The following is a 24,447-nucleotide window of genomic DNA, read 5'->3' on the forward strand; positions in this document are numbered from 1 at the left end:
GGCGCCGAGCGGGCGCTGCCGCAAGCCCCTGGGGATTGCGCTGGCGGTCGGCGTGGCGAGTTGGGGCCTCGGCAGCCTGGCATGGCATTCCTTCGAGCAGGGCACGCGCCTGCCGGACATGGCCCTGCGCGATAGCCAGGGGCGGCCGGTGGCGCTGGAGGCATACGTCGGCCAGCCCTGGTGATCAATCTCTGGGCCACCTGGTGCCCGCCGTGCCGTCGCGAGATGCCGGTGCTGGCCGAAGCGCAGGCGCGCGAGCGCGATACGCTGTTCCTCTTCGTCAACCAGGGCGAGGGGGCGGGCGAGATCAACCGCTTCCTGCAAGCGATGGACCTGGGGCTGGAGAACGTGCTGCTCGACGGCGGTGGACGCCTCGGCCAGCATGTCGGCTCCAGGGCCCTGCCCACGACGCTGTTCTACGACGCCGAGGGCCGCCAGGTCGGCAGCCATCTCGGCGAACTCTCGCACGCCAGCCTGGCGCGTGCGTTGGCAAAACTGAAAGAGGATGCGCAGTGATTCAACTCAAGCCGTTACCGTATCTGCTGGCTGGCATCGGCCTGCTGGCCCTGCCCGTGGCCCAGGCCGAGGAACTGCCGGCGGCGATCAAGGCCGTGGAAGCGCGTGGTGCCGAGGTCGTCGGCCGCTTCGATGCGCCCGGCGGGCTGCAGGGCTATGCCGCACGCTACAACGGCCAGGGCATGGCGCTGTACCTCACCCCCGACGGCGAGCATGTGCTGGTCGGCAGCCTGCTCGACGCCAAGGGCGAAGACCTGACCCGCGGGCACCTGGAGAAGCTGGTCTACGAACCGCTGGGCAAGGAGATGTGGGCGCGCATGGCGGGCAGCAGCTGGATCGCCGACGGACGCGCCGATGCGCCACGCATCGTCTACCTGTTCAGCGACCCGAACTGCCCCTACTGCAACCTGTTCTGGAAACAGGCGCGGCCCTGGGTCGAGGCCGGCAAGGTGCAGCTGCGCCACATCATGGTCGGCATGCTGCGTGCGGACAGTGCCGGCAAGTCCGCCGCGCTGCTCGGCGCCAAGGAGCCGGAGGCGGCGCTCAACGCGCACGAGGCAGCCGGCAAGGCGAGCAAGCTCAAGCCGCTGGATAAGATTCCTGCCGAACTGGAACGGCAGCTCACCGACAACCTGATGCTGATGGGCGAACTGGGTGCCCAGGCCACGCCGGCGATCTTCTACCTCGACGACAACGGCCGCCTGCAGCAGCACCAGGGCGCGCCGCGACCGGATGCCCTGGACCTGATCATGGGCCCGCGCTAAACGCAAGGTGGATGGCCGAAGCCACCCACCCTGGTCCAGACGCGGCTCGTCAGAGCACGCCGAACACCTTCTTCGCCAGGCTGGTGGCCGCTGCCGCCGGGTTCTTGCGGATGCTCGCTTCCTGCTCGGCGATGACGCTGAACAGGCCATTCAGGGCCTGCTCGGTGACATAGCCTTCGATATTGGCGTAGCCACCGGAGAGGCCCGTCGGCACCTTGGCCGCCACGGCGTTGTACTGCTGCGCCAGGCCGACCTGGTCGGTGGCCTGCTTGACGATGGGCAGGAACTTCGCGCGGATCTGCTCGCGGCTGGACTTGTCCAGGTACTGGGTGGCCGAATCGTCGCCACCGGCGAGAATTCCCTTGGCGTCCTCCACGGTCATGTTGCGCACGGCGTCCAGCAGCAGTTGCTGGGCTTGCGGCACGGCCGCCTCGGCGGCCTGGTTCATGCTGTTCTCCAACTGCTCGACCTGGCTGCCCATGCCCAGCATCTTCAGCATGCGCGAGGCCTTGCCGATGTTGCCCGGCAGCTCGATGCGCACGTCCGGATCGCTGCTGAATCCGCCGGGCCGCCCGAGCTGCTGCACCGCCACCTTGGCGCCCTGGCTGAGCGCATCCTTGAGGCCGGCGCTGGCGTCGCCCTGGGTCAGGTCGGTAAGCGACAGGGCATGGGCGGCACTGGTCAGCAGCAGGCCAGCAAACAGGGTGAGGAGTTGGCGCATGGCGATGTCCTTTCGGGATGGGGAATAACGGCCTCAGTATGGCTCAATCCGTGGGTGTGGATTCGGCTGCGGATTTCTCATCGTGCCGCTCCAGCGCCACCTGGCGGATCGACAGGCGAATCTCCGCCGGCAGCACGCGCTTGGCCACGCCTTCGGCCAGTTCGCCGAGCTTGTCGTGGTAGCCGAGCTTGCCGTCGGCATCGGCGCAGAGCACGCCCTGGTCCTGCAGGCTCTGGATGAAGTGGCGGAACAGGCTCTTGTCGAAGAATTCCGGCGCGTTCAGCCCGTGCAGGATCGACAGGCGCTGGGCCATCACCGTGCAGAGCTCTTCCAGCTCCTCGGCACTCAGGCTGTGCTGGCCGCTGTTGAGCAGCAGCGAGGTCGCCATGTAGAAGCGCTGCAGGGTCTGCATGACCACCCGCGCCAGCAGCGTGAGCCGCACGAACTGCCGCGAACTGGGCGCCGGGCGCACGTAGCTGTCGCCGTCCTGCCTGAGCAGGCCGTGTTCGACGAAGGCGGCCAGCCACTGGTCGATCACCGCCTCCAGCTCGTGTTCCTCCCAGCGAATGAACAGCTCCGCGCGCAGATAGGGATACAACGCCTCGGTGAACCGCTGGATCTGCTCGCGGCTCATCCGCGAACTGCTCTGGAAGAAGCTCGCCAGCAGCGCCGGCAGGGCGAAGATGTGCATCACGTTGTTGCGGTAGTAGGTCATCAGCACCGCGTTCTGCTCGTCCAGATAGAGGATGTTGCCCAGCGCATCCTTCTGTTCGGCGAGCAGGTCGAGGTCCTTCACGTAGGCGATCAGCGCTTCGCCGTCGCCTTCCGGCAGGGTGGTGTGCGGCGAGTAGGGCACCGCGCGCAGCAGGGCCTGGTAGAGGTCGAGGATTCGCGCCAGCGCGTCGTGATCGAGCGCCTGACGGCTGGTGGAGAGCATCGCCAGCGCCACCAGGTTGACCGGGTTGACCGCCGCCGCCTCGTTGAGGCGCTCGGCGATGCGCCCGGCCAGCCGGTTGGTGGCCTCGTTCAGCCACTGCGGGCGATAGTCGGGCGCGTAGGTCTGTTGGCGCCAGCCGGGTTGCTCCTGCTCGAGGAACTCGTTGAGCTTGAGCGGCTCGCCGAAGTTGACCCAGACCTGACCGAAGCGCTGCTTGAGCGCGCCGATGACCTTGAAGATGTCGAAGATCGACTCCTTCTTCTTCGCCGCGCCGCGCAGCTCGCCGAGGTAGGTGCGGCCTTCCAGCACGCGCTCGTAGCCGATGTACACCGGCACGAAGAGGATCGGCAGGCGCGAGGAGCGCACGTAGCTGCGCAGGGTCAGCGCCAGCATGCCGGTCTTCGGCCGCAGCATGCGCCCGGTGCGCGAGCGGCCGCCCTCGACGAAGTATTCGACCGGGAAGCCGCGGCTGAACAGGCTGTGCAGGTATTCGTTGAATACCGCCGTATACAGCGGGTTGCCCTTGAACGAGCGGCGCATGAAGAAGGCGCCGCCACGGCGCAGCAGGCCGCCGATGACCGGCATGTTGAGGTTGATGCCGGCGGCGATGTGCGGCGGCGTCAGGCCGTTGCGGAACAGCAGGTAGGACAGCAGCAGGTAGTCGATATGGCTGCGGTGGCAGGGGACGTAGATCACCTCGTAGCCGCGCACGGCGTCCTGCAGCGGCTCGATATGGTTGACGCGGATGCCGTCGTAGATCTTGTTCCAGAACCAGGACAGCGCCACTTCGAGAAAGCGCACCGCGGTGTAGGCGTAGTCCGAGGCGATCTCGTTGCCGTAGCGCAGCGCCTTGGCCTCGGCCTTCTCGAGAGCGATGTTCTCGCGCTCGGCTTCCTCGCGGATCGCCTGGCGGACCTGCGGTGCATGCACCAGCCCCTTGACCAGGTTGCGCCGGTGCGACAGGTCGGGGCCGATCACCGCGGTCTTCTGGTTGCGGAAATGCACCCGCAGCATGCGATGGACCATGCGCAGGGTGCGCTCGTGGCCCTTGTTCAGCGCCACCAGCTCGTTGAGCTGGATCGGCGCGGAGAACTGCACGCGGGTCTTGCGCCCCAGCACCAGGATGCTGAGCAACTTGCGCAGCCGCCCGGTGACTGCCCAGCTGTCGGCGAACAGCAGCTTCCAGGCGCTGGTCTCGCGATTCGGCGACTGTCCCCAGAACACGCTGACCGGGACGATCTGCGCGTTTTCCACGGCGTTGTGCTCCAGCGCGCCGACCAGTCGCACCAGCGCCGGCGGCGCCACCAGCCGCGTACGCCGGCCGAACCAGCTCGCCGCCGGATTGAGGAAGAAGAACGCCGCCGGCTCGACATGTTCACCCACTGCGACATCGGCCACCGGTCGCGGCAGCCCGGCCTTGCTGCACTCGGCATCGAGCACCGCGAGGTCGCTCAGCGAGGGTTGCTGCAGCACATAGAACACCGGCTTGCTGCGATCCAGCCTGAGGGTGAAGGCGGACTGGTTGATGGTCTCCGAGCGCACCCAGACGTAGAGCACACGGCGCAGCAGGGAAAAGATCAGACGGCGAATGGGGGAGCGGGTCATACGGCGGGTTCGGCTATGAAAGGGACGATGCCCTCGAAGGCGGCAAGTGTGCCGTAAGCAGCGATGGCGGGCAAAAATGTCTGGTTCACGTAGGTTGGGTTGAGCGCAGCGAAGCCCAACGGACGAGGTGCCAGACGATGCTTCGGCGCAAGCCTGGAACCCTGGCCGTTCCAAGCGGCAGGCACCGGTAATTCCTCGCAGGCTTCATGTCCATCCCGGGACTCGTCCCGCTTGCTTGATCCACTCGCGCATCTGCGGTCCCTGCGCTTCCTCCAGGGTCTTCACCTTCGCATAGCGAGAGACCTCTCCCAGCGGCGGTGGGGAATCGAATTTCGCCCCGCCGAAGAAGACCACGTTTACCGAGACATCGTAGGCGACCATCTCGATGATCCAGCCGAGCTCTGGCAGCCCGTAGTACGCCTTCTTCCACTTGATGGCGTAGTGGAGGTTGGGAATCGACGCGCGGATCAGCTCATCCAGATGCTTGACGATGGGCTGCAGGGCCGGCATCACCTGCCCGATCCAATCCTCGATATCGCTGTGATCATCCGCTGGCACGGGCGGTTTCCGGGTCGTATTCGGCTTGATTGATTTCACCATCGTACGTCCTCCTTTTGCATATCTGCCGTGGCAGCTGTCGTAGCCAGTGTCGAATTTCCATTTCCCCGTTCGACCACAGGCAACTGCCAAGCCGAAAGGAAACGACCATGAAAATCACCGTAGAAGCTTATGTAAAGGCTGACCTGGGCACGGTCTGGGATGCCTACAACAATCCCGCGGACATCGAGCAATGGAATGCCGCTCAGCAAGACTGGCACACGACCAGGAGTACCGTCGATCTGCGCGAAGGCGGCAAGTTCCTGTCGCGCATGGAAGCGAAGGACGGCAGCGAAGGGTTCGACTTCGAAGGCACCTACACCCGCGTCGTACCGAAGCAGGCCATCGGATACCGGATGAGTGATGGCCGCGAAGCCGAAGTCGCGTTCACCGAGTACCCCGACGGCGTCCTGGTGACCGTCAGGTTCGACGCGGAAACCGAGAACCCGCCCGAACTCCAGCGTCTAGGCTGGCAGGCCATCCTGGACAACTTCGGCCGCTACGTGGAGGCCAGGAGCTGAGCCGGGGCGACAATGTGGCCATCATCTGGCGCTTGGCCAAGGGAAGGGCCTTCGCCCATTCCAGTTGAGCGAGGCGAACGATTGCATCAGTTGTTCGATGCGCCTTTGACCGCATAGCCATAATGCGCATAACGTATGCGCACACATGCTCAGGAATGAATCCCATGCGCGCCGCCTACAACCCTAATGCCCCAAAGCGGGCTGCCAACCTCAGCGTCAACGGTGACTTGCTCAATAAAGCCAAGGACCTGGATATCAATCTCTCCGCGACGCTGGAGCAGGCTCTGATCGAGGCCCTGAAGAAGAAACAGCGCGAGCAATGGCTGGCAGAGAACCGCAAAGCCATCAGCGCCTACAACGAACACGTGGAAGCCCACGGCGTGTTCAGCGACGGTCTGCGGGGTTTCTGATGCCTCAGTTCGCCGTGTACGAGAACTCCAACGCAGCCACCAAGGCGGCCGTGCCCTTCCTGCTCGATGTGCAAAGCGACCTGATTGCCGAACTCGGCACGCGGGTTGTAGTGCCTCTTTATACGGCAGCAGCCATGAAAGGGAAAATTCTCAAAACGCTCACGCCAATATTTGAAATTGAGGGAAAACCATACGTAATGGTGACTCCGCAACTGGCTGGTATCGCCAGAAAACAACTCGGCAATCAAGTTGCCGATCTCTCCGCGCAACGCGATGAAATCATTGCGGCTCTTGATTTGCTTATCACGGGAATCTGATAGGGGCGTCTAATGTTGGTAGTGCGAGAAAGTCAGCCGAGATAGATCTTTGTATTCATGGAGCGAAAGGGAGCAGATTTATTTTTCTGGCTGATGGTGTGCTGGCCAATAAATAAATCTGTCCTCTTTGCTTTTTAAACGTCCGAGCTCAAGCCAGTCCCGGGCATTGAGGCAGGCGATATAAGCGCGGTAAAGGTTGGCCAGCTCTGGCGGGGTCATGGAAAGCCTCCGTTGCGGGACTCCGGGTCCCGTTCGACACGTGGGGTGCCCGGATCAGCCACGCCGGCGCGTCAACGGGTACGAAGGCGAGCGCCGGCATAGGCCCCGGCCGCAAACAGCAGCGACCAGAGCAGCAGAAACGCGAGGCCCACGGCCAGCAACGGGCTGAGCGGCAGCAACAGGAGCAGGTACAGCACTTGGCCGACGACGACCCCCAGGTACAGTGCCCAGAGTGGTCGCGGCACGATGAAGCCTGCCAGCACGCCGGCCGTAAACAGCGCACCACTGTAGTACAGGCCGTCGCCGTCCCAGGGTTCGGCCTGACCACTGGCCCAGGGCGACAATGCCCAGATGAAAGCGCCGGCGAGGGAGGCGATCAGCAGCGCCTGCACAACCGGCCGGGCGCTAGGGCGCATCGGCTCGCCGCGCGTGCCACGCATGGATCAGCCCGGCCTGGTAGAAGGGCACGGGGCAGGCAAAGCCGCCGGCCTCGATGATGGACGCGACCTGCTCGGGGGGCAGTATTGCCACGTCACGGTCATAGGCGGCACGCATCTGCTCCAGGCCCGCCGCGGGAATGCCGGCGATGGTCATCATGTTCAGCCAGGTTTCCAGCAGCGCGGCATACGCCGGCGTGGTGACGTCCGCAGCCAGGTCAGAGCTGGCCAATAGTGCTCCCGGGCCGAGTCGGGCGGCTATGTCACGAAAGAAGCCGATGCGTGCGTCGCGCTCGAGAATGAACTGGGATACCAGCAGGGAGGTTGCCGCGTCGAAGGGGGCCTGCTCAGGCAGGGTCTCCAGGTAGCCCTCATGGAACTGGCAGCGCTGTTCGATTCCGGCTCGGGTTGCCTTGTCGCGAAGGACTTGCAGCATCGCGCCCGATGGCTCCACCGCGGTGAAGGTCCAACCGGGTCGGCACTGGGCCAGGTGCAGAATTTCCTCGCCGGTGCCGGCGCCGATGCACAGTACCCGCGCCTCGGCCGGCAGCGGTGCGAACACCGCCTCCAGAAGAAAATGCAGGGCATTGCGAATGGGCGCGGTTCTGGCCCAGCGCTCGTCGTAGCTGGCGGCCTGTTGATCGAATACCGCTTTGATCTCGTCGCTGCGCATGGCGGCTCCGTTTGGTGTGGTGTGGAACGCGGCGTCGCCGGGTTGCTGCCGCGGACCATTGGAAGAATCACTGGGCCGGGAGTATGTCCTTCGCCCGCAGCGCATCCAGCGCGATCCGCTGGCGCAAGGGCAGATCGGTCGCATCGCGGGTGTCCAGATTCAGCGCGAACAGCCAGGTGTCGGCGCCGGCTTCAACATAGCCGATGTACCAGCCGATGCCAGGATTGTCGCGAGCCGCCCAGCCGGTCTTGGCATACAGGCGATAAGCCGGCGTGCTGTCGACGCGCATGATGGTCCTGAGGGTGTCGTAGCTGCTCGCCCGGTACGGCAGGCTGCGCGCGACCACCTGGCGCAGCAGGCCCACCTGTTGTTCGGCGCTGACGCGCAGCGAGCCATCGAGCCAGAACTCGGTGACGTTGACAGGTTCGTGCAGCTGCCCGTAATGCGCCTGGCGGATGTGGCGCAGATAGGCCGCCGCGCCCACCCGCCGGGCCAGCCACTGGTAGCACCAGACGCAGCTGACCCTGAATGCGCTCTTCAAGGTCTGGTCGCGGTTCCAGTCCTCGATCTCGTAACGGGTGCCGTCCCAGGGGATGATCTCGTCCGCCCCGGCGATGGCACCTTCCTCCAGTGCGATCAGAGTGTTCAGCACCTTGAACGTGGACGCTGCGGGAAAAGCCGTGCCGGCGCGTTCATCGTCGTGGATGAAGCGCTGGCCCGTGGCGACGGACTCGATCACCAGTGTCCCCTCGACCCCCGCGCGTTCGAACAGACGGGCAATTGCCCCGTCCTCCGCATGGGCGAAGCCGGAAGCAGCGAGCAGCAACAGGGAGAGCAACAGGACGGGCATGACCAGGACCAGGTTGTAGGCGGGAGCGTGTTCGGACGGTTCGGACGGGGCTCAGTCGCCTGCAATCTGCTGCGCCCGATAGTCCACCTGCGAAAGACGGTACAGGCAGTGTGCGCGAAGTGGATGACCGATGGGTATGCTCGGATGCTCGAAGCGGCTCGCCTCGCGCATGCCGATTCGCTGCATGACCGCACGCGAACGTTGATTGCCGAGTGTGGTGAAAGAGACGATTTCCGCCAAATCCAGCCTGTCGAAACCCACCGCGAGCGCACCGCGCGCGGCCTCCGTTGCCAAACCTTTGTGCCAGTGCTGGACGGCCAGGCGCCAGCCGATCTCCACGCACGGCGAAAAGGGCAGCTCGGCGATTGGTACATGCAGGCCGAGGAAGCCGATGAACTCGGCGGATGCCTTCAGCTCCACGGCCCAGAAGCCCCATCCTCGCTGCTCGATCAGCGCCTGGCAGCGATCGGCCAGCGCATCGCTCTCGTCGCGCTCGAGCGGGGCAGGGAAATACTCCATGACCCGCGGGTCTGCGTTCAGTTCGGCAAAGGGCGCCCGGTCGCTCGGGCGCCATTGCCGCATGAACAGGCGTTCGGTTTCGAATTCGATCGGGTTCGGCATTGCAGTGTTCTCTGATCAAAGGAGGAGGCTGTTGCTCGCAGCTCCGTTTGCAGCAAGGGCGGCGACTTGGCCGCGGCTAACCGGAATCACCTGAATAGCTGAGCGTGAGGCGCAGCATGTCCATGTGGCGGATCCCGTCCTCGATGATCGGCTCGGGGTAGTGCTCGACGAAGAAGTCTCGTTCTATCCGCGTTACGCGAAAGCCCTGGCGTTGATAGAACGTCAGTTGATAGCCGAACGACCCCGTGCCCACTTCGAGCCGGCCGGCGCCCAGCCTGCGGTAGTGCTCGATGATCCATTCCAGCAGTGCGGTGCCGTGGCCCGCTTTCTGCCGGGTGGGTCGTACCGCGATATTCATCAGCTCATGCGCGCCTTCGCCGATCGGCCGCACGACACCGATGCGACGACCGTTCCGTCGAGCGATGCGGCGAAGCACGTCGAGTCCGCCAGATACGAGCGCACCTTGCTCGGCGAAGGATCGGCGAGCAGCAACAGCTCCATTGGCGCCAGCGAGGCAGGAATTTCTCCGAAGCGTAGGGACATGTGTCGGTAACCACCTTGAGAGGCGGCGTGACCAGGCAGATCGATCGCCGCTGTCCATGGATTCGAGAACGTACTCCAAGCGCTGTGCGGGGTCCATTGCATCGCTTGGAGGCTTGGCGGCAACGTCCGGCAAACGTTGCTGCCAAGCCGCGCGGTTGCATTCGTCCAGTAGCTGTTCTTATAGTTCCGCCGGCATTTTTGCAGGGCCTGGCTCGGGTCGCGCGGCGGCGCGCCAGGCCTCTGAGCGTACTGGTGAGTGAATGATCGAATTAAAAAGTCTGACCAAGCGATTCGCCCAGCACACGGCAGTGGATGCGCTGTCATTCAGCGTCCGGCCGGGTGAGGTGCTGGGTTTTCTCGGCCCGAACGGCGCGGGCAAGTCCACCACCATGAAGATGCTGACCGGTTTTCTCGCGCCGAGCTCCGGCACCGCCAGCATCCTCGGCCATGACATCCAGAGCCAGACCCTGCAGGCCCAGCGGCAGATCGGCTACCTGCCCGAAGGTGCGCCCTGCTATGGCGACATGACGGTGCGCGGCTTCCTCGAGTTCATCGCCGAGGTGCGCGGTTTTCGCGGTGCGGACAAGCGTCAGCGGGTCGAGGCCGCCGTGGCGCAGGTGGAACTGGAGAAGGTGCTCGGGCAGTCCATCGAGACGCTGTCCAAGGGCTTCAAGCGCCGCGTTGGTCTGGCCCAGGCGATCCTGCACGATCCCAAGGTGCTGATCCTCGACGAGCCCACCGATGGCCTTGACCCTAACCAGAAGCATCAGGTGCGCCAGCTGATCCAGGGCCTGGCCCACGACAAGATCGTGATCATCTCCACCCATATCCTCGAGGAAGTCACCGCCGTGTGTACCCGCGCGGTGGTGATCGCCGGCGGCAAGCTGGTCGCCGACGGCACGCCGCTGGAGCTGGAGAGCCGTTCGAAGTACCACCAGGCGGTCACCCTGGTCAGCGACAACCCGCTGGACGACATCGCCCTGGCCGCATTGCCGGGCGTGGCCGGGGTCGAGCTCAACGAGCGCGAGAACAGCCTGACCGTGCTGGCGCAGCCGGGGCAGGTGATCTTCCCGCAGATCAACGCATTGATCAGCCAGCGCGGCTGGGTGGTGACGGAGCTGGACGTGGAGCGCGGCCGGCTGGACGAGGTGTTCCGAACCCTGACCCGCGGGGAGGCGCTATGAGCCAGTTGCCGGTGATCTTCAAGCGCGAACTGGCCAGCTATTTCGCCACGCCGCTCGCCTATGTCTTCATCGTGATCTTCCTGGTGCTGTCCGGGGTGTTCACCTTCTACCTGGGGGGCTTCTACGAGCGCGGCCAGGCCGACCTGACGCCGTTCTTCAGCTTCCACACCTGGCTCTACCTGTTCCTGGTGCCGGCGATCGCCATGCGCCTGTGGGCCGAGGAGCGCAAGTCCGGCTCCATCGAGCTGCTGATGACGCTGCCGATCACCCGCTTCGAGGCGGTCACCGGCAAGTTCCTCGCCGCCTGGGTGTTCGCCGGCATCGCGCTGCTGCTGACCTTCCCGATGGTCGTCACCGTCAACTACCTGGGCGAGCCGGACAACGGTGTGATCGTCGCCGGCTATCTCGGCAGCTGGCTGCTGGCCGGCGCCTTCCTGGCGATCGGTTCGTGCATGTCGGCGCTGGCGAAGAACCAGGTGATCGCCTTCATCCTCTCGGTGGCGGTGTGCTTCCTGTTCATCGTCAGCGGCCTGCCGATGGTGCTGGACGCCTTCGCCTGGGCGCCGCAGTGGCTGATCGATGCGGTGGCTTCGCTGAGCTTCCTGATCCGTTTCGATTCCATCAGCAAGGGCGTGATCGACCTGCGTGACCTGCTGTATTTCGTCACGCTGATCGTCGCCTGGCTGGCGGCCACCGCCGTGGTCGTCGACCTGAAGAAAGCCGCCTGAGGGAACGGACATGAAACGAGTCATCTATTCCGGGGCCGGGCTGCTGCTGATCGCGCTGGGGTTCCTGGCCTTCAACATGGCCTCCAGCCTGCTGTTCACCAATGCCCGGCTGGACCTCACCGAGCAGAAGCTCTACACGGTTTCGGCAGGCACCGAGCGCATCCTCGCCGGCCTGCAGGAGCCGCTGGAGCTGCATTTCTTCTATTCCGACGGGGCGGCCCAGGAGCTGGTGGCGCTGCGCAACTACGCGCGCCGCGTCGAGGAGATGCTCAAGGCCTACCAGCGCGCCTCCGGCGGCAAGCTCAAACTGCACATCATCGACCCGCAGCCGTTCTCCGAGGAGGAGGACCGTGCCGCCGAGTTCGGCCTGCAGGCGGTGCCGTTGAACCAGAGCGGCGACAAGGTCTACTTCGGCCTGGCCGGCACCAATGCCGAGGGCGCGACGCAGATCATCCCGTTCTTCCCGCTGGATCAGGAGGAATTCCTCGAATACGAGATCAGCCGCCTGGTGCAGAGCCTGGCGACGGCCGAGCTGCCGGTGGTCGGCGTGCTCTCCGGGCTGCAGCTGACGGGCGGCTTCGACATGCGCACGCAGCAGGCGACGCCACCGTGGATGGTGCTGGAGGAGGTCCGCCAGCTGTTCCACATCGAGAGCCTCAAGCGCGACGTCGACATGATCCCGACCAACGTCTCGGTGCTGCTGCTGATCCATCCCAAGGAGCTGTCCGAGCAGACGCTGTACGCCATCGACCAGTTCGTCCTGCGCGGCGGCAAGCTGCTGGTGTTCCTCGATCCGTTCAGCGAAGCCGATCCGGGCATGGGCTTCGGCCCGGGCGAGTTCGATGAGCAGCGCGCGTCGGATCTCGAACCGCTGTTCAAGGCCTGGGGCGTGCGCATGGTGCCCGAGAAGGTGATCGCCGATGCGTCCTACGCGATGTCCGTGGGCATGGGCGCCGAGCGCCGCCCGGTGCGGCATGCCGGCTGGCTGAACCTGCCGCAGGCGGCCATGGACCGGGACGATGTCACCACCGCGGCGCTGGAGAATCTCACCATCGCCAGCGGCGGCATCCTCGAACCGCTGGAGAACGCCACGACGCGCTTCACGCCGCTGCTGCGCAGCTCCGCCTACGCGATGCCGGTCGACGCCCAGCGCTTCGCCACATTGGACGATCCGCAGGCGTTGCTACGTGGCCTGGAGCCCACCGGCGAGCGCTACGTGCTGGCGGCGCGCATCCAGGGGCCGGCGCAGACGGCCTTCCCGGACGGCATCGAAGGCCGCGAGGAGGGCATCAAGGAAAGCGAGCACATCAATGTGATCGCCGTGGCCGATAGCGACCTGCTCAGCGACCGCATGTGGGTGCAGGTGCAGGACTTCTTCGGCCAGCGCGTTCCACAGCCGTGGGCGGACAATGGTGCTTTCGTGATCAACGCGCTGGACAACCTCTCGGGCACCGATGCGCTGATCAGCGTGCGCTCCCGTGGCCGTTTCACCCGCCCGTTCGTGATGGTCGAGGCGCTGCAGCGCCAGGCCGAGAACCGCTTCCGCGAGAAGGAGGAGGTGCTGCAGCAGCGCCTGGCCGATACCGAGCAACAGTTGGCCGAGTTGCAGAGTCCCGATCCCGAGCGATCGCTGGAACTGACTGCCGAGCAGGAGCGGACGCTGCAGCAGTTCCTGCAGGAGAAGGTGCGCATCCGCAAGGAGCTGCGCGAGGTGCGCTACCAGCTCAATGCCGATATCGAGGCGCTGGGGCGGATGCTGAAGTTCGCCAATATCGCCCTGGTGCCGTTGCTGCTGACCGTTGTGGTGCTGGTGTTGTGGCTGTGGCGGCGGCGCAAGTCTGCCTGATGAGCGAGCTCCGTGCCGACGGCGTTCGGCACGGGCGAACCCGTTGGCAAAGCGGTAACGAAAAAGAGGCTGACAGCGATTTTCGTTGTTTTATACTCCGGCGACGGTCGGTTCCAAGCGCAACGTCCCGCCGCCAGGCAGCGGATGGCGTGAGGGCCTAGCCGTCGAGCTCCTCTTTCCGAGGAATAACAAAAAGCGAGTTGGAGAAGTGGTAATGGCTGAACGCGAGACCGGAACCGTCAAGTGGTTCAACGATGCTAAAGGCTATGGATTCATTCAGCGGGGTAACGGCGCGGACGTCTTCGTGCACTACCGCGCGATTCGCGGCGAAGGGCACCGCTCCCTGGCCGAGGGCCAGCAGGTGGAGTTTTCGGTGATCCAGGGCCAGAAGGGCCTGCAGGCCGAAGACGTCGCGGGGCTCTGACGAGACGACAAAGCCCGTCCTCGAGACGGGCTTTCTTGTGTCGCACCGCTCGGTGATCGCCGGCGCGGTTTCTTGTGGGCTTTTGGCGGGGGTGGCCGGTTCCCGTGCGGCTGCGTCAGGCGAGGTCCGACGGCGCTAAAAGCATCGCCCCGGGGCGGGCCTCCCACGAAAAGCGGCTTGTGCATCCCGGCGCAGCGGGGACACCAAGGCGGTGCCTATCGCCGTCCATACGAATTTTTTGCAGTTTTTAGCCCGTCCGCCAGACGATCTCCTGCTCGCCATCTTCACTGACACGCATCCAGCGGTCGGCTTCTTCCTCGGCCTCTTCTTCCTGCCAACCGCCCGGCGCGCAGCGGATTTCCACGCCCAGCGCCTGGTGGGCGGCGCGGGCGCAGGCGAGGTCGTCTTCCCAGGGCGTGGCATCGCTTTCCAGCAGCAGACAATGCCATTTGCCCACCGCCTTCGGCAGCCAGGTCACCGGTATCCCGGCGGCGCTGCACTTGAAGGTCTGGCCTTTCTGCTGCCAGGGAGAGCAGGGGCCGATGGCCTGTGCCAGCCATTCGCCGACGGCCTGCTGGCTGGCGTCCCTGAGGTAGATCTCGATGTCCGGTTGACGCATGGGGCGGCTGCCTTCTGGTGATGAGTCTGGAGCTGTCATGTGGCGATCAGGCGTCGCGCTGAATCCAGTCGTAGCGTATCGCAACCCGCACGTTGAGGGGCGCATCGATTACCGCCGCGCGGCGTTCGGCGCTGGCGCGCCAGCCGTGCGGGGTCATGGCCAGCAGGTCGGCGCGGGCCTGGGTATCGTTCAGCTGTAGCTCGTAGGTGAGGGTTTCGCTATGGGCCAGATGCATGCCGTCCGGGATCAGCGACAGGTGTTTCCGGTCGTCGTAATCGCGCACTTCGTCGTAGAGTCGGGCACGTAGTTCCCACAGGTGCTCGCGGGTCGGGCCCATGCGCAGCAGGCCGCCGCCGGGGGCAAGCAGGCGCCGGGCTTCCTGCCAGTCCAATGGGCTGAACACGCTGGCCAGCAGGTCGCAGCTGGCGTCGGCCAGCGGCACGCGGGCCATGCTCGCCACCAGCCATTCGAGCTGCGGCGCGCGTTTGCAGGCGCGCTTGACCGCCTCGCGGGAGATGTCCAGCGCGTAGCCCTCGGCATTCGGTAGCGCCTGGGCGAGTTGCGCGGTGTAGTAGCCCTCGCCACAGCCGATATCCAGCCAGCGCTGCGGTGCGCGCTCGGTGGCCAGTTCGGCCAGGCGCTTGGCCAGCGGCGCGTAATGGCCAGCGTCGAGAAAGCGTCGGCGGGCCTCGACCATGGCCTGGTTGTCGCCGGGGTCGCGGCTGTTCTTGTGCTGCACCGGCAGCAGGTTCAGGTAGCCCTGGCGTGCACGGTCGAAGCGGTGATTAGCCGGGCAGGCGACGCCGTTGTCGACGGCGCTCAGCGGCGCCTGGCAGATCGGGCAGATCAACATGCGAGCAGGTTCACCAGGGTCTGGTAGTAGATCTCGGTCAGCAGGTCGAGGTCGCTGGCGAGGATATGTTCGTCGACCTGGTGGATGGTGGCGTTGACCGGGCCGAGTTCGACCACCTGGGTACCAAGGGTGGCGATGAAGCGTCCGTCCGAGGTGCCGCCGCTGGTGGATGGCGTGGTTTCGCGGCCGGTGACGCTGCGGATCGCCCTGGCCACGCCGTCGAGCAGGTCGCCGGGTTCGGTGAGGAAGGGCAGGCCGGACAGCGCCCAGTCGATGCTCCAGTCCAGGCCGTGCCGGTCGAGGATTGCCGCGGTGCGCTGTTGCAATTGCTCGACGGTGGATTCGGTGGAGAAGCGGAAGTTGAACACCGCCTCCAGCGTGCCGGGAATCACGTTGGTGGCGCCGGTGCCGGCATTCAGGTTGGAGATCTGGAAGCTGGTCGGCGGGAAGAAGGCGTTGCCGTCGTCCCAGTGCTCGGCGGCGAGTTCGGCCAGTGCCGGCGCGGCGAGGTGGATCGGGTTCCTCGCCAGGTGCGGGTAGGCCACATGGCCCTGCTGGCCGCGCACGCTGAGGGTGCCGCCGAGTGAGCCACGACGGCCGTTCTTCACCACGTCGCCGACCAGGGTGGTGCTCGACGGCTCGCCGACGATGCACCAGTCCAGGCGCTGGCCGCGTTCGCGCAGGCGCTCGACCACCGCCTTGGTGCCGTGCTGCGCCGGGCCTTCCTCGTCGCTGGTGATGAGAAAGGCGATCTGGCCCTTGTGGTCGGGGTAGTCGGCGGTGAAGCGTTCCACCGCGATAATCATGGACGCGAGGCTGCCCTTCATGTCCGCCGCGCCACGCCCGTGGAGCATGCCCTGCTCGTCGATGCGGGCGGCGAACGGCGGGTTCCGCCAGGCCTGCAGCGGACCGGTCGGCACCACGTCGGTATGCCCGGCGAAGCACAGCACTGGGCCTTCGCTGCCGCGGATGGCCCAGAAGTTTTCCACTTCCTCGATATGCATCGGCTCGACGGTGAAACCGCAGGCGGCGAGGCGCTGGCCCATGAGCTGCTGGCAGCCTTCATCCAGCGGTGTGACCGACGGGCGATTGATCAGCTCGCACGCGAGTGCGAGCGTCGGGGAAAGGGCGGGGGCGGTCATCACGGCTCCGGTGCAGCGGGAAAGGGCGCCATATTAAAGCAAAGCGCATGGCTGCGGTGACGGCCGGTTGCAGTGCTCGACAGGCGCCGAGGTCCTATAATCGCCAGGTTTTTTCGGGGAGCAGGCATGTCTATCGATGATCAGCGTTTCGGCGGCATAGCCCGCCTGTATGGCCGGGTTGGTCTCGAGCGGCTCATGGCGGCCCACGTGGCGGTGGTCGGTATCGGTGGGGTGGGCTCGTGGGCGGCCGAGGCCCTGGCGCGCAGCGGGGTCGGCGAGATCAGCCTGTTCGACCTGGACGATGTCTGCATCACCAACACCAACCGGCAGATCCATGCGCTGGAGGGCGCGGTGGGCAAGCCCAAGGTGGACGAGATGGCCGCGCGCATCCGCACCATCAATCCGGCCTGCCGGGTTCATGCGGTACCCGATTTCGTCACCCGCGACACCATGGCCGACTACATCACCCAAGACATGGATTGCGTCATCGATTGCATCGACAGCGTGCTGGCCAAGGCTGCGCTGATCGCCTGGTGCAAGCGTCGCAAGATCCAGATCATCGCCACCGGCGGTGCCGGCGGGCAGATCGACCCGACGCAGATCCAGGTCGCGGACCTCAACAAGACCTACAACGACCCGCTGGCGGCCAAGGTGCGCTCGACGCTGCGCCGCGACTACGGTTTCTCCCGCACGCCGGGGCGCAGCTACAGCGTGCCCTGCGTGTTCTCCACCGAGCAGTTGCGCTATCCCAAGCCGGACGGCGGTGTCTGCCAGAGCAAGAGCTTCGTCGGCGAGGGCGTCAAGCTCGATTGCGCCGGCGGCTTCGGCGCGGTGACCATGGTCACCGCCAGTTTCGGCATGGCGGCCGCAGCGAAGGCGGTGGACAAGCTGGTGGCGGGCGCCCGCCGGCCTTCCGAACGCGGGCCAGCCAGCTGACTGCCTGGCCATTTGCAGCGTCCCGCCTATCGGCAAAGGGCTGCCAGCCGCTCTGGATCGGGCTGTGCAAGAAAGTTCCTCTGTCACAAAACCTTTACATCCCGGCCACCGGACTGAAATAACCCATCGCCAAGATTCCCCCCAACACAAAGAGCCCATCTCGTGTGTTTCCAACGCTAAACATAAAGGGGAATTTTGATGATCCGTAAGCACTTCGCCGGTTTCGCCGCCAGCGCTTTGGCACTGGCCGTTTCCGCCCAGGCTTTCGCCGGTACCGTCACTACCGACGGCGCCGATATCGTTGTCAAGACCAAGGGTGGCCTGGAAGTCGCCACGACGGACAAGGAGTTCAGCTTCAAGCTCGGTGGGCGTCTGCAGGCCGACTACAGCCAGTTCGATGGTTTCTACACCGAAGACGGTGGTAGCCAGGATGCCGCCTACTTCCGTCGTGCCTTCCTCGAACTGTCGGGTGTGGCCTACAAGGACTGGAAATACCTGATCAGCTACGACTTCGCACATAACGCCGGCAGCAGCGACGACGGCTACTTCGACGAAGCGTCGATCACCTACACCGGATTCAACCCGGTCGCTATCCGTTTCGGCCGCTTCGACCCCATCTTCGGCCTGGAAAAGGCCACCAGCTCCAAGTGGGTCACGGCTCCCGAGCGGAACTCCATCTATGACCTGATGGAGTGGGTGAACGGCCACCAGAACGGCATGGGTATCGAGCTGTCCGCCACGGCGGGCGATTCGCTGTTCGGTGCGGTGACCCTGAGCTCCAAGGACAACGGCGACGATAACGGCCAGAGCACCAAGCAGCTCAACCTGCGCGGCGTGTTCGCACCGTTGCACGAAAGCGGCAACGTGCTGCACCTGGGCCTGAACTACGCCCAGCGCAATGCCGACGATGCTGGTTATGACGCACGTTTCCGCAGCCGCATGGGCATGCGCGGCGTGGACACCCAGGGTGGCCATGGCGCCAACAGCGGCAACCGTGGCCTGTTCGGTGGCTATAACAACTCCGCCGCCGGCGACTGGGACAAGGACAGCGCATGGGGCGTCGAAGCGGCCTGGGCAACCGGTCCCTTCTCCCTGCAGGGCGAGTACATGAAGCGCACCCTGGAGGCGGATAACGCCGCCGAAGACATCGAAGCCGACGGCTTCTACGTGCAGGCCGCCTACACCCTGACTGGCGAGTCGCGCGGCTACAAGCTGGGCAAGTTCGACGCCATCAAGCCGGAGAACAAGCAGACCGGTGCGTGGGAAGTCTTCTATCGCTATGACGACTTCACCGTCGAAGACGATAACGGCGTGGGTGCAGTTGCAGGGGTCGTCGATTACGGCGCCGGCCTGCGCGATGTCGGCGACGTCGACGGCAAGCTGCACAACCTGGGCGTCAACTGGTACGTCAACGAAGCGGTCAAGCTGAGCGCCGCCTACGTCAAGGTCAAGACCGACGGCATCACCAACCAGGCCGGCGACGACGACGGCGACGGCTTCGTGGTTCGCGGCCAATACGTGTTCTAAAACATCGCCTCATCCGTGATGCTCCATTGAGCCCCGCTTTGGCGGGGCTTTTTTTCGTTCGTACGACAGGCCAGACTGGCGGCATGCCTATCCAGACCATTGGCGGCCTCGCCGAACTCGCGCCCGACGCATGGGATGCCCTGCTACCCGATTCGCAGCCCTTTCTACGCCACGCCTTCCTGTCCGCCCTCGAGGACAGCGGCAGCGTCGGTGGGCGCAGCGGCTGGCGGCCCGAGCACGCGTTGCTGCGCGACGAGCAGGGTGCGCTTGTCGCGGCCCTGCCGCTGTATCGCAAGAGCCATTCCTACGGCGAGTACGTCTTCGACTGGGCCTGGGCCGACGCCTGCCAGCGCGCCGGCATCCGCTACTACCCGAAGCTGCTGTGCGCGGTACCGTTCACGCCGGTGAGCGGCGCGCGATTGCTGGGTGACGTGCAGGCGGCCGGCCGGTTGCTCGACCTGTTGGTCGAGGCGCTGGAGGCGCAGGGCGTTTCCGGGGTGCACGTGAATTTCACCGAGCCGCAGGCCGACGCGGTACTGGCCGGGCGCGACGGCTGGCTGGAGCGCATCGGCTGCCAGTTCCACTGGCACAACCGCGGCTATCGCGACTTCCAGGATTTTCTCGATGGGCTCACGTCGCGCAAGCGCAAGCAACTGCGCAAGGAGCGCGAGCAGGTGGCCGGGCAGGGCATCGCGTTCGACTGGCGCGAGGGGCACCAGCTCAGCGAGGTGGAGTGGGACTTCGTCCATGCCTGCTACGCGAACACCTATCGCGTGCGCGGGCAGGCGCCCTATCTGACGCGCCAGTTCTTCAGCCTGCTGGCCGAGCGCATGCCGCAGGCGATTCGCGTGGTGCTGGCGCGGCAGGGCGCGCGCCCGGTGGCGATGGCCTTCAGTCTGCGCAATGGCAGCGGTTTGTACGGGCGCTATTGGGGCTGCCTGGCCGAGTTCGATCGCCTGCACTTCGAGACCTGCTTCTACCAGGGCATCGACCAGGCCATCGCCGATGGACTGCAGTGGTTCGATGCTGGAGCCCAGGGCGAGCACAAGCTGATCCGTGGTTTCGAGCCGGTGATCACCCGCTCCTGGCACTATCTGGCGCATCCCGGCCTGCGCGCGGCGGTGGCGGACTTCCTGCTGCAGGAGCGCGCCGGCGTGCTGGCTTATGCCGAGTCGGCGTGGGCGGCGCTGCCGTATCGACAGGAAGGGGTGTGAAGAGAGGGCAGCGCCGCGCTTCGGGCGGCGGCGCCGGCCTTCAGAGGGTCAGAGCTTCTTCGCGGAAATGATCTTCACCGGCGTCAGCGGAACGTTCTGCATCATGCTGCGGTTGCCGGTCGGTACCTGGGCGATCTGGTCGACCACTTCCATGCCGCGTACTACCTTGCCGAACACCGCGTAGCCGAAGTCGCGGGCGCCGTGGTCGAGGAAGTCGTTGTCGCGATGGTTGATGAAGAACTGGCTGGTCGCCGAGTTGACGTTCTGAGTGCGGGCCATGGCCAGGGTGCCGCGCACGTTGTGCAGGCCGTTGTCGGCCTCGTTCTTGATCGGCGCCTTGGTGGGCTTCTGGTTCAGTCCTTCGCCGAAGCCACCGCCCTGGATCATGAAGCCCGGGATCACGCGATGGAACACGGTATCGTCGTAGAAGCCGCTGTCCACGTAGCCGAGGAAGTTCTCGACGCTGATCGGGGCTTTCTCGGCCTCCAGTTCGATCTCGATCTCACCCAGGCTGGTCGTCAGCAGCACGTGGGGGTTTTCCGCTGCCAGCAGGTTGCCGGCCAGTAGTAGCGAGCAGGCGGCGAGGGCGATGCGTTTCAACATGGTGTCTTTCCTGGTGTTGAGGGAATCTGGTCAGTACGGCCGGGCGGCGGTGCGCGGGTATCGGCTGGCTAGCCGGGCAGACCGCCATTGGCCTGCCCTGCATCGTACGTCTTGATCAGCTCGATGAGAATCCGGGTCGCCGGGCCGAGCGGTTTATCGTGGTTAGTGTAGAGATAGAACAACGGCCGGCGGATGCTGCCCTGGACCAGTGGCAGCGGCTTCAGGATGCCCTCGGCCAGTTCGCGCCCGATCATGTGCCGCGGCAGCCAGGCGAAGCCCAGGCCGCTGCTGACGAAGGCCACGGAGGTGGCCAGGCTGCCGACCGTCCAGCGCTGTTCCGCGCCCAGCCAACCGGCATCGCGTGGCTGGCGCAGGCCGGTATCGCGCACCACGATCTGCATCTGGCTCTGCAGGTCCTGGACGCTCAGCTTGCGGCCGAGCTGATGCAGCGAGTGCTGCGCCTGCGCCACGGCGACGAATTCCACGGTGCCGAGCTCGCTGCCCAGGTAGCCGGTGATATCCAGCCCGCTGATGGCCAGATCCGCAGTGCCGTCCTTGAGCACTTCCTCGACGCCGGAGAGCACTTCCTCGCGCAGGCGGACCCTGCAACCGCGGCTCTGGGGCATGAATTCGGTGAGGGCCCGGATCAGCTTGGCGCTGGGATAGGCGGCATCCACCACCAGCCTGACCTCGGCTTCCCAGCCTTGCTCCATGTGGTGCGCCAGCTCCTCCAGTTGGCTGGCCTGGCTGACCAGCTGCCGCGAGCGGCGTAGCAGTACCTCCCCGGCCTCGGTGAGCACGGCCTTGCGGCCGTCGATGCGCAGCAGGGGAACGCCGAGCTGCTCCTGCATGCGCGCGACGGTATAGCTGACCGAAGACTGCGAGCGATGCAGGGCCTCGGCGGCCTGGGCGAAGCCCCCATGATCGATAACGGCCTGCAGGGTGCGCCATTGATCGAGGGTCACACGGGGCACTTTCATCTTCGATTCCTCCAGGGGCTGGTACGCTCAGGGTCTGTTACGCTGGCCGTTCTCTCGAGGAGACCGCCGCAGATGAGAAGACTCAGTTACATGCTTTTTGCCTTGTTGCCGCTCGCCGCGGTTGCCGCCACCTATCCGGTGGAACTCGAGCAGCAGCTCAACGGCGCGGAGATCAATGCCACCCCGGAGGCCATCGATCGCGATCTCGCCGGCCTGCTGCTGCTCAATTACGGCCAGACGCCGGCGGTGTGCACGGCGGTGTTTCGCAACGGCCCGGAGGCCCCGCGCACGCGTCGCGTGGAGTTGCAGGCGGGTGAGCGCAAGGCGCTGACTTCCAAGTTCAAGCGGGATGTGATCCGCCTGCGCATCACGCTGACCTGCGAGCCGAAGTAGGCCGTTCGGCGCTTGGCAAGAGGCGTACGCACACCGCCGCGCCTCAATCCAGGACGTTCTCCAGGATCTCGTAGACGATGCCGGTGGCGATGGCGACCAGGATCACATCGCGGCCCAGCTGCTTCCACTCATAACCGTCGTAATGCGGCAGGTGGGCCAGCAGGCGGCTGTCCATGTTCTTGGCGATGCCCGGCGGCAGCGGCTTGCCGCGCGCCACGTTCTTGCGGATACCCGGTGGCAGGGAGGTGGCCGGGGCCAGCAGGTCGCGATGACTGCGCAGCGTGATGCGGACCTGGCCGATATCCACCGAGGGAGCATGCAGGCGGAGGTTCTGTTGTTGCGCAGGCTGATGGCCCGCCGCCGACTTGCCCTGGTGACCGGGGCGGTCGTTGTTCGGTTGGGCAGCGCCGGCCGAGGCACACAGGGCCAGCGACAGGGCGCCGGCCAAAGGGATCATTCGTTTCGTTGAGGTCATGCACGTTTCCTCGGGCATTAAGCCGCTTCGTTTCCATCAGCTTAGCGTGTGTTCGGCAGGGAAAACACGCAGGCGGTTACAGAACGCGCCTTTGCCTCGCAGACGGGGTAACCTATGCCACTGTTTTTCGACTCCGAGGTAGCTCCCTTGTTTGACCAATTCGCCCTGCACGAACGCCTGCTCAAGGCCGTCGCCGAACTGAAATTCGTCGAGCCGACCCCGGTGCAGGTGGCGGCGATCCCGCCTGCGCTGGAGGGGCGCGACCTGCGCGTGACGGCGCAGACCGGCAGCGGCAAGACCGCCGCGTTCGTGCTGCCGATGCTCAATCGGCTGATCGGCGATGCCCAGCCACGCGTCGACGTACGTGCATTGATCCTGTTGCCGACCCGCGAGCTGGCCCAGCAGACGCTCAAGGAAGTCGAGCGCTTCTCGCAGTTCACCTTCATCAAGTCCGGGCTGATCACCGGCGGCGAGGACTTCAAGGTCCAGGCGGCCATGCTGCGCAAGGTGCCGGATGTGCTGATCGGCACGCCGGGGCGGCTGATCGAGCACCTCAACGCCGGCAACCTGATCCTCGGGGATGTCGAGATCGTGGTGCTCGACGAGGCCGATCGCATGCTCGACATGGGCTTCGCCGAGGACGTGCAGCGGCTGGTCGGCGAGTGCGCCAAGCGCCAGCAGGCCCTGCTGTTCTCCGCCACCAGCGGCGGCGCCGGCCTGCGTGAGATGGTCGGCAAGGTCCTGCGTGATCCGCTGCACCTGCAGCTCAACCGTGTCAGCGAGCTGAACGAGGCCACCCGCCAGCAGATCATCACCGCCGACGATCCGGCGCACAAGGAACGCCTGGTGCAGTGGTTGCTGGCCAACGAGACCTACCAGAAGGCGGTGGTCTTCACCAATACCCGTGCCCAGGCCGATCGCCTGTACGGCCACTTGGTGGCTGGCGACATGAAGGTCTTCGTGTTGCACGGCGAGAAGGACCAGAAGGAGCGCAAACTGGCGATCGAGCGCCTCAAGCAGGGCGGCGTCAAGGTGCTGGTGGCCACCGACGTGGCGGCGCGCGGGCTGGACATCGAAGGCATGGACCTGGTGATCAACTTCGACATGCCGCGTTCCGGCGACGAGTACGTGCACCGCGTCGGTCGCACCGGGCGCGCCGGGGGCGAAGGCCTGGCCATTTCACTGATCTGCCATAACGACTGGAGCCTGATGTCGAGCATCGAGCGCTACCTCAAGCAGCGCTTCGAGCGTCGCGTCATCAAGGGGCTGAAGGGTAGCTATCAGGGGCCGAAGAACCTGAAGGCCTCCGGCAAGGCCGCCGGGACCAAGAAGAAAAAGATCGAGAAGAAGAAGGCGGCCGAGAAAAAGGCCAAGCCGGTCGCCAAGCGGCCGAAGGCTGCCCGGCACGAGCCGTCGCCGGTGGTCAGCCAGGACGGCATGGCGCCGCTCAAGCGCAGGAAGCCGGCCGCGGATTGACGCGTCCGGCTTGTATCCAGGCCGCTAGCCACCGGCCTGTTTTTCCGCCTCCTCGATCTGTTTCAGGCGTTTGTCGTAGGCCTCGCATTCGTCGCCGAGCTGATCGGCGCTGCGCTTGAGTTCCATCTGGCGGATTTGCTCGTTGATCTCCTCGGCACGCTGCGGGTCGCGCTCGGTCAGCTGGCTGATGCGCTCGGCCAACTGCTCGGCCTTGGCGGTGACCTCGTCCGGGGTGCACTGCGCATGGGCCGCCGGGCTGGCCAGCAGGGCGGCGGTCAGGGTGATCATCAGCGCTCTCATGGCTCGATCCTCGTTC

At 65.4% G+C, this 24,447-nt stretch carries 28 protein-coding genes and 2 pseudogenes; 14 read left to right on the forward strand and 16 right to left on the reverse strand.

The genetic code is table 11. The features are described 5' to 3' along the window. A pseudogene (locus tag BAY1663_RS13710) lies at positions 1-516 on the forward strand (TlpA family protein disulfide reductase); the annotation flags it as partial. Continuing rightward, positions 513-1,280, forward strand: coding sequence for a thiol:disulfide interchange protein DsbG (gene dsbG / locus BAY1663_RS13715; protein WP_037041771.1), 768 nt, complete (start codon positions 513-515; stop codon positions 1,278-1,280). The pseudogene BAY1663_RS13710 and the gene dsbG, both read left to right, overlap by 4 nt. 49 nt (positions 1,281-1,329) lie before the next feature. Here dsbG and BAY1663_RS13720 read toward each other — a convergent pair whose 3' ends face one another. From BAY1663_RS13720 to BAY1663_RS13730, 3 genes are all read right to left on the reverse strand, one after another. After that, positions 1,330-2,001 carry a DUF4197 domain-containing protein gene (locus tag BAY1663_RS13720; protein ID WP_037041773.1) on the reverse strand — a complete coding sequence of 224 codons (672 nt, stop codon included), beginning with the start codon at positions 1,999-2,001 and terminating at the stop codon, positions 1,330-1,332. A 43-nt stretch (positions 2,002-2,044) separates the two neighbouring features. After that, complete coding sequence (gene plsB / locus BAY1663_RS13725; protein WP_037041775.1) at positions 2,045-4,543, reverse strand: glycerol-3-phosphate 1-O-acyltransferase PlsB; 2,499 nt, start codon at positions 4,541-4,543, stop codon at positions 2,045-2,047. Positions 4,544-4,747: 204 nt separating this feature from the next. Then, positions 4,748-5,143 (reverse strand): DUF1801 domain-containing protein, encoded by a 396-nt coding sequence (locus BAY1663_RS13730; RefSeq protein ID WP_037041777.1) that lies wholly within the window; start codon positions 5,141-5,143, stop codon positions 4,748-4,750. Positions 5,144-5,250: 107 nt separating this feature from the next. Here BAY1663_RS13730 and BAY1663_RS13735 point away from each other — a divergent pair, with 107 nt between their 5' ends. The 3 genes from BAY1663_RS13735 to BAY1663_RS13745 all read left to right on the forward strand — a co-directional run bounded on the left by BAY1663_RS13735 (position 5,251) and on the right by BAY1663_RS13745 (position 6,388). Then, the gene (locus BAY1663_RS13735; RefSeq protein WP_037041778.1) at positions 5,251-5,661 is read left to right on the forward strand and encodes an SRPBCC family protein; all 411 of its coding nucleotides are present in this window, start codon (positions 5,251-5,253) and stop codon (positions 5,659-5,661) included. A 164-nt stretch (positions 5,662-5,825) separates the two neighbouring features. Continuing rightward, a complete protein-coding gene (locus BAY1663_RS13740) occupies positions 5,826-6,071 on the forward strand; it encodes a type II toxin-antitoxin system CcdA family antitoxin (RefSeq protein WP_037041780.1) in 246 nt (81 codons plus the stop codon). Beyond that, entirely contained in the window at positions 6,071-6,388 is a 318-nt protein-coding gene (locus BAY1663_RS13745; protein ID WP_037041782.1) for a CcdB family protein, read from the forward strand. Before BAY1663_RS13740 ends, BAY1663_RS13745 begins: the two co-directional genes overlap by 1 nt. Positions 6,389-6,466: 78 nt before the next feature. Here BAY1663_RS13745 and BAY1663_RS25335 read toward each other — a convergent pair whose 3' ends face one another. The 6 genes and pseudogenes from BAY1663_RS25335 to BAY1663_RS13770 form a co-directional block, all read right to left on the reverse strand. Continuing rightward, positions 6,467-6,607 (reverse strand): hypothetical protein, encoded by a 141-nt coding sequence (locus tag BAY1663_RS25335; protein WP_256045988.1) that lies wholly within the window; start codon positions 6,605-6,607, stop codon positions 6,467-6,469. A 71-nt stretch (positions 6,608-6,678) separates the two neighbouring features. After that, positions 6,679-7,047: a hypothetical protein gene (locus BAY1663_RS13750; RefSeq protein WP_037041784.1), complete on the reverse strand. Its 369-nt coding sequence runs from the start codon at positions 7,045-7,047 to the stop codon at positions 6,679-6,681. Continuing rightward, a complete protein-coding gene (locus BAY1663_RS13755; RefSeq protein ID WP_037041786.1) occupies positions 7,013-7,717 on the reverse strand; it encodes a class I SAM-dependent methyltransferase in 705 nt (234 codons plus the stop codon). The genes BAY1663_RS13750 and BAY1663_RS13755 overlap by 35 nt, the downstream gene beginning before the upstream one ends. Before the next feature lie 67 nt (positions 7,718-7,784). After that, positions 7,785-8,573, reverse strand: coding sequence for a class D beta-lactamase (gene blaOXA / locus BAY1663_RS13760; RefSeq protein ID WP_371257624.1), 789 nt, complete (start codon positions 8,571-8,573; stop codon positions 7,785-7,787). Between the two features lie 45 nt (positions 8,574-8,618). Then, a complete protein-coding gene (locus BAY1663_RS13765; protein WP_037041790.1) occupies positions 8,619-9,188 on the reverse strand; it encodes a GNAT family N-acetyltransferase in 570 nt (189 codons plus the stop codon). Positions 9,189-9,264: 76 nt separating this feature from the next. Then, positions 9,265-9,689: pseudogene (locus BAY1663_RS13770) on the reverse strand (GNAT family N-acetyltransferase). Positions 9,690-9,991: 302 nt separating this feature from the next. On the opposite strand from BAY1663_RS13770, the gene BAY1663_RS13775 reads away from it, so the two are divergent. The 4 genes from BAY1663_RS13775 (at position 9,992) to BAY1663_RS13790 (ending at position 13,913) form a co-directional block, all read left to right on the forward strand. Further along, on the forward strand, positions 9,992-10,915 hold the full coding sequence (locus tag BAY1663_RS13775) for an ABC transporter ATP-binding protein (RefSeq protein ID WP_037041792.1): 924 nt from the start codon (positions 9,992-9,994) through the stop codon (positions 10,913-10,915). After that, positions 10,912-11,643, forward strand: coding sequence for an ABC transporter permease subunit (locus BAY1663_RS13780; protein ID WP_037041794.1), 732 nt, complete (start codon positions 10,912-10,914; stop codon positions 11,641-11,643). Before BAY1663_RS13775 ends, BAY1663_RS13780 begins: the two co-directional genes overlap by 4 nt. Positions 11,644-11,653: 10 nt before the next feature. Further along, on the forward strand, positions 11,654-13,489 hold the full coding sequence (locus BAY1663_RS13785; RefSeq protein WP_037041796.1) for a Gldg family protein: 1,836 nt from the start codon (positions 11,654-11,656) through the stop codon (positions 13,487-13,489). A 214-nt stretch (positions 13,490-13,703) separates the two neighbouring features. Next, positions 13,704-13,913 (forward strand): cold-shock protein, encoded by a 210-nt coding sequence (locus BAY1663_RS13790; RefSeq protein WP_003293422.1) that lies wholly within the window; start codon positions 13,704-13,706, stop codon positions 13,911-13,913. A 247-nt stretch (positions 13,914-14,160) separates the two neighbouring features. Here BAY1663_RS13790 and BAY1663_RS13795 read toward each other — a convergent pair whose 3' ends face one another. Genes BAY1663_RS13795 through dapE form a run of 3 tightly spaced genes read right to left on the reverse strand, consistent with a single transcriptional unit; the run spans position 14,161 to position 16,527 of the window. Further along, entirely contained in the window at positions 14,161-14,532 is a 372-nt protein-coding gene (locus BAY1663_RS13795) for a hypothetical protein (protein WP_037041798.1), read from the reverse strand. Positions 14,533-14,578: 46 nt separating this feature from the next. Further along, positions 14,579-15,385 (reverse strand): putative RNA methyltransferase, encoded by an 807-nt coding sequence (locus BAY1663_RS13800; RefSeq protein ID WP_037041800.1) that lies wholly within the window; start codon positions 15,383-15,385, stop codon positions 14,579-14,581. Further along, a complete protein-coding gene (gene dapE, locus BAY1663_RS13805) occupies positions 15,379-16,527 on the reverse strand; it encodes a succinyl-diaminopimelate desuccinylase (RefSeq protein ID WP_037041803.1) in 1,149 nt (382 codons plus the stop codon). The genes BAY1663_RS13800 and dapE overlap by 7 nt, the downstream gene beginning before the upstream one ends. A gap of 126 nt (positions 16,528-16,653) precedes the next feature. Between dapE and tcdA the strand changes: the two genes are divergently transcribed. The 3 genes from tcdA to BAY1663_RS13820 all read left to right on the forward strand — a co-directional run bounded on the left by tcdA (position 16,654) and on the right by BAY1663_RS13820 (position 20,204). Then, positions 16,654-17,463, forward strand: coding sequence for a tRNA cyclic N6-threonylcarbamoyladenosine(37) synthase TcdA (tcdA, locus tag BAY1663_RS13810; RefSeq protein ID WP_037041806.1), 810 nt, complete (start codon positions 16,654-16,656; stop codon positions 17,461-17,463). A 198-nt stretch (positions 17,464-17,661) separates the two neighbouring features. Continuing rightward, positions 17,662-18,990, forward strand: a complete 1,329-nt coding sequence (locus BAY1663_RS13815) for an OprO/OprP family phosphate-selective porin (protein WP_037041808.1) — start codon at positions 17,662-17,664, stop codon at positions 18,988-18,990. A gap of 83 nt (positions 18,991-19,073) precedes the next feature. After that, on the forward strand, positions 19,074-20,204 hold the full coding sequence (locus BAY1663_RS13820; protein ID WP_037041810.1) for a GNAT family N-acetyltransferase: 1,131 nt from the start codon (positions 19,074-19,076) through the stop codon (positions 20,202-20,204). A 48-nt stretch (positions 20,205-20,252) separates the two neighbouring features. Here the strand turns inward: BAY1663_RS13820 and BAY1663_RS13825 are convergent, their stop codons facing one another. After that, positions 20,253-20,807, reverse strand: a complete 555-nt coding sequence (locus BAY1663_RS13825) for a peptidylprolyl isomerase (RefSeq protein WP_037041818.1) — start codon at positions 20,805-20,807, stop codon at positions 20,253-20,255. A 68-nt stretch (positions 20,808-20,875) separates the two neighbouring features. Next, positions 20,876-21,787, reverse strand: a complete 912-nt coding sequence (locus BAY1663_RS13830; protein ID WP_037041819.1) for a LysR family transcriptional regulator — start codon at positions 21,785-21,787, stop codon at positions 20,876-20,878. Between the two features lie 72 nt (positions 21,788-21,859). Here BAY1663_RS13830 and BAY1663_RS13835 point away from each other — a divergent pair, with 72 nt between their 5' ends. Next, positions 21,860-22,180, forward strand: a complete 321-nt coding sequence (locus tag BAY1663_RS13835) for a hypothetical protein (protein ID WP_037041820.1) — start codon at positions 21,860-21,862, stop codon at positions 22,178-22,180. 43 nt (positions 22,181-22,223) lie between these two features. Here BAY1663_RS13835 and BAY1663_RS13840 read toward each other — a convergent pair whose 3' ends face one another. After that, entirely contained in the window at positions 22,224-22,655 is a 432-nt protein-coding gene (locus tag BAY1663_RS13840; RefSeq protein ID WP_037041821.1) for an anti-virulence regulator CigR family protein, read from the reverse strand. Positions 22,656-22,802: 147 nt separating this feature from the next. Here BAY1663_RS13840 and BAY1663_RS13845 point away from each other — a divergent pair, with 147 nt between their 5' ends. Further along, positions 22,803-24,131 carry a DEAD/DEAH box helicase gene (locus tag BAY1663_RS13845; protein WP_037041832.1) on the forward strand — a complete coding sequence of 443 codons (1,329 nt, stop codon included), beginning with the start codon at positions 22,803-22,805 and terminating at the stop codon, positions 24,129-24,131. Positions 24,132-24,155: 24 nt separating this feature from the next. Here the strand turns inward: BAY1663_RS13845 and BAY1663_RS13850 are convergent, their stop codons facing one another. Continuing rightward, a complete protein-coding gene (locus tag BAY1663_RS13850; RefSeq protein WP_037041822.1) occupies positions 24,156-24,431 on the reverse strand; it encodes a hypothetical protein in 276 nt (91 codons plus the stop codon). Positions 24,432-24,447: the final 16 nt, after the last annotated feature.

Origin of the sequence: Pseudomonas sp. BAY1663 (assembly GCF_000582595.1) — a bacterium.
GTDB lineage: Bacteria > Pseudomonadota > Gammaproteobacteria > Pseudomonadales > Pseudomonadaceae > Stutzerimonas > Stutzerimonas stutzeri_AF.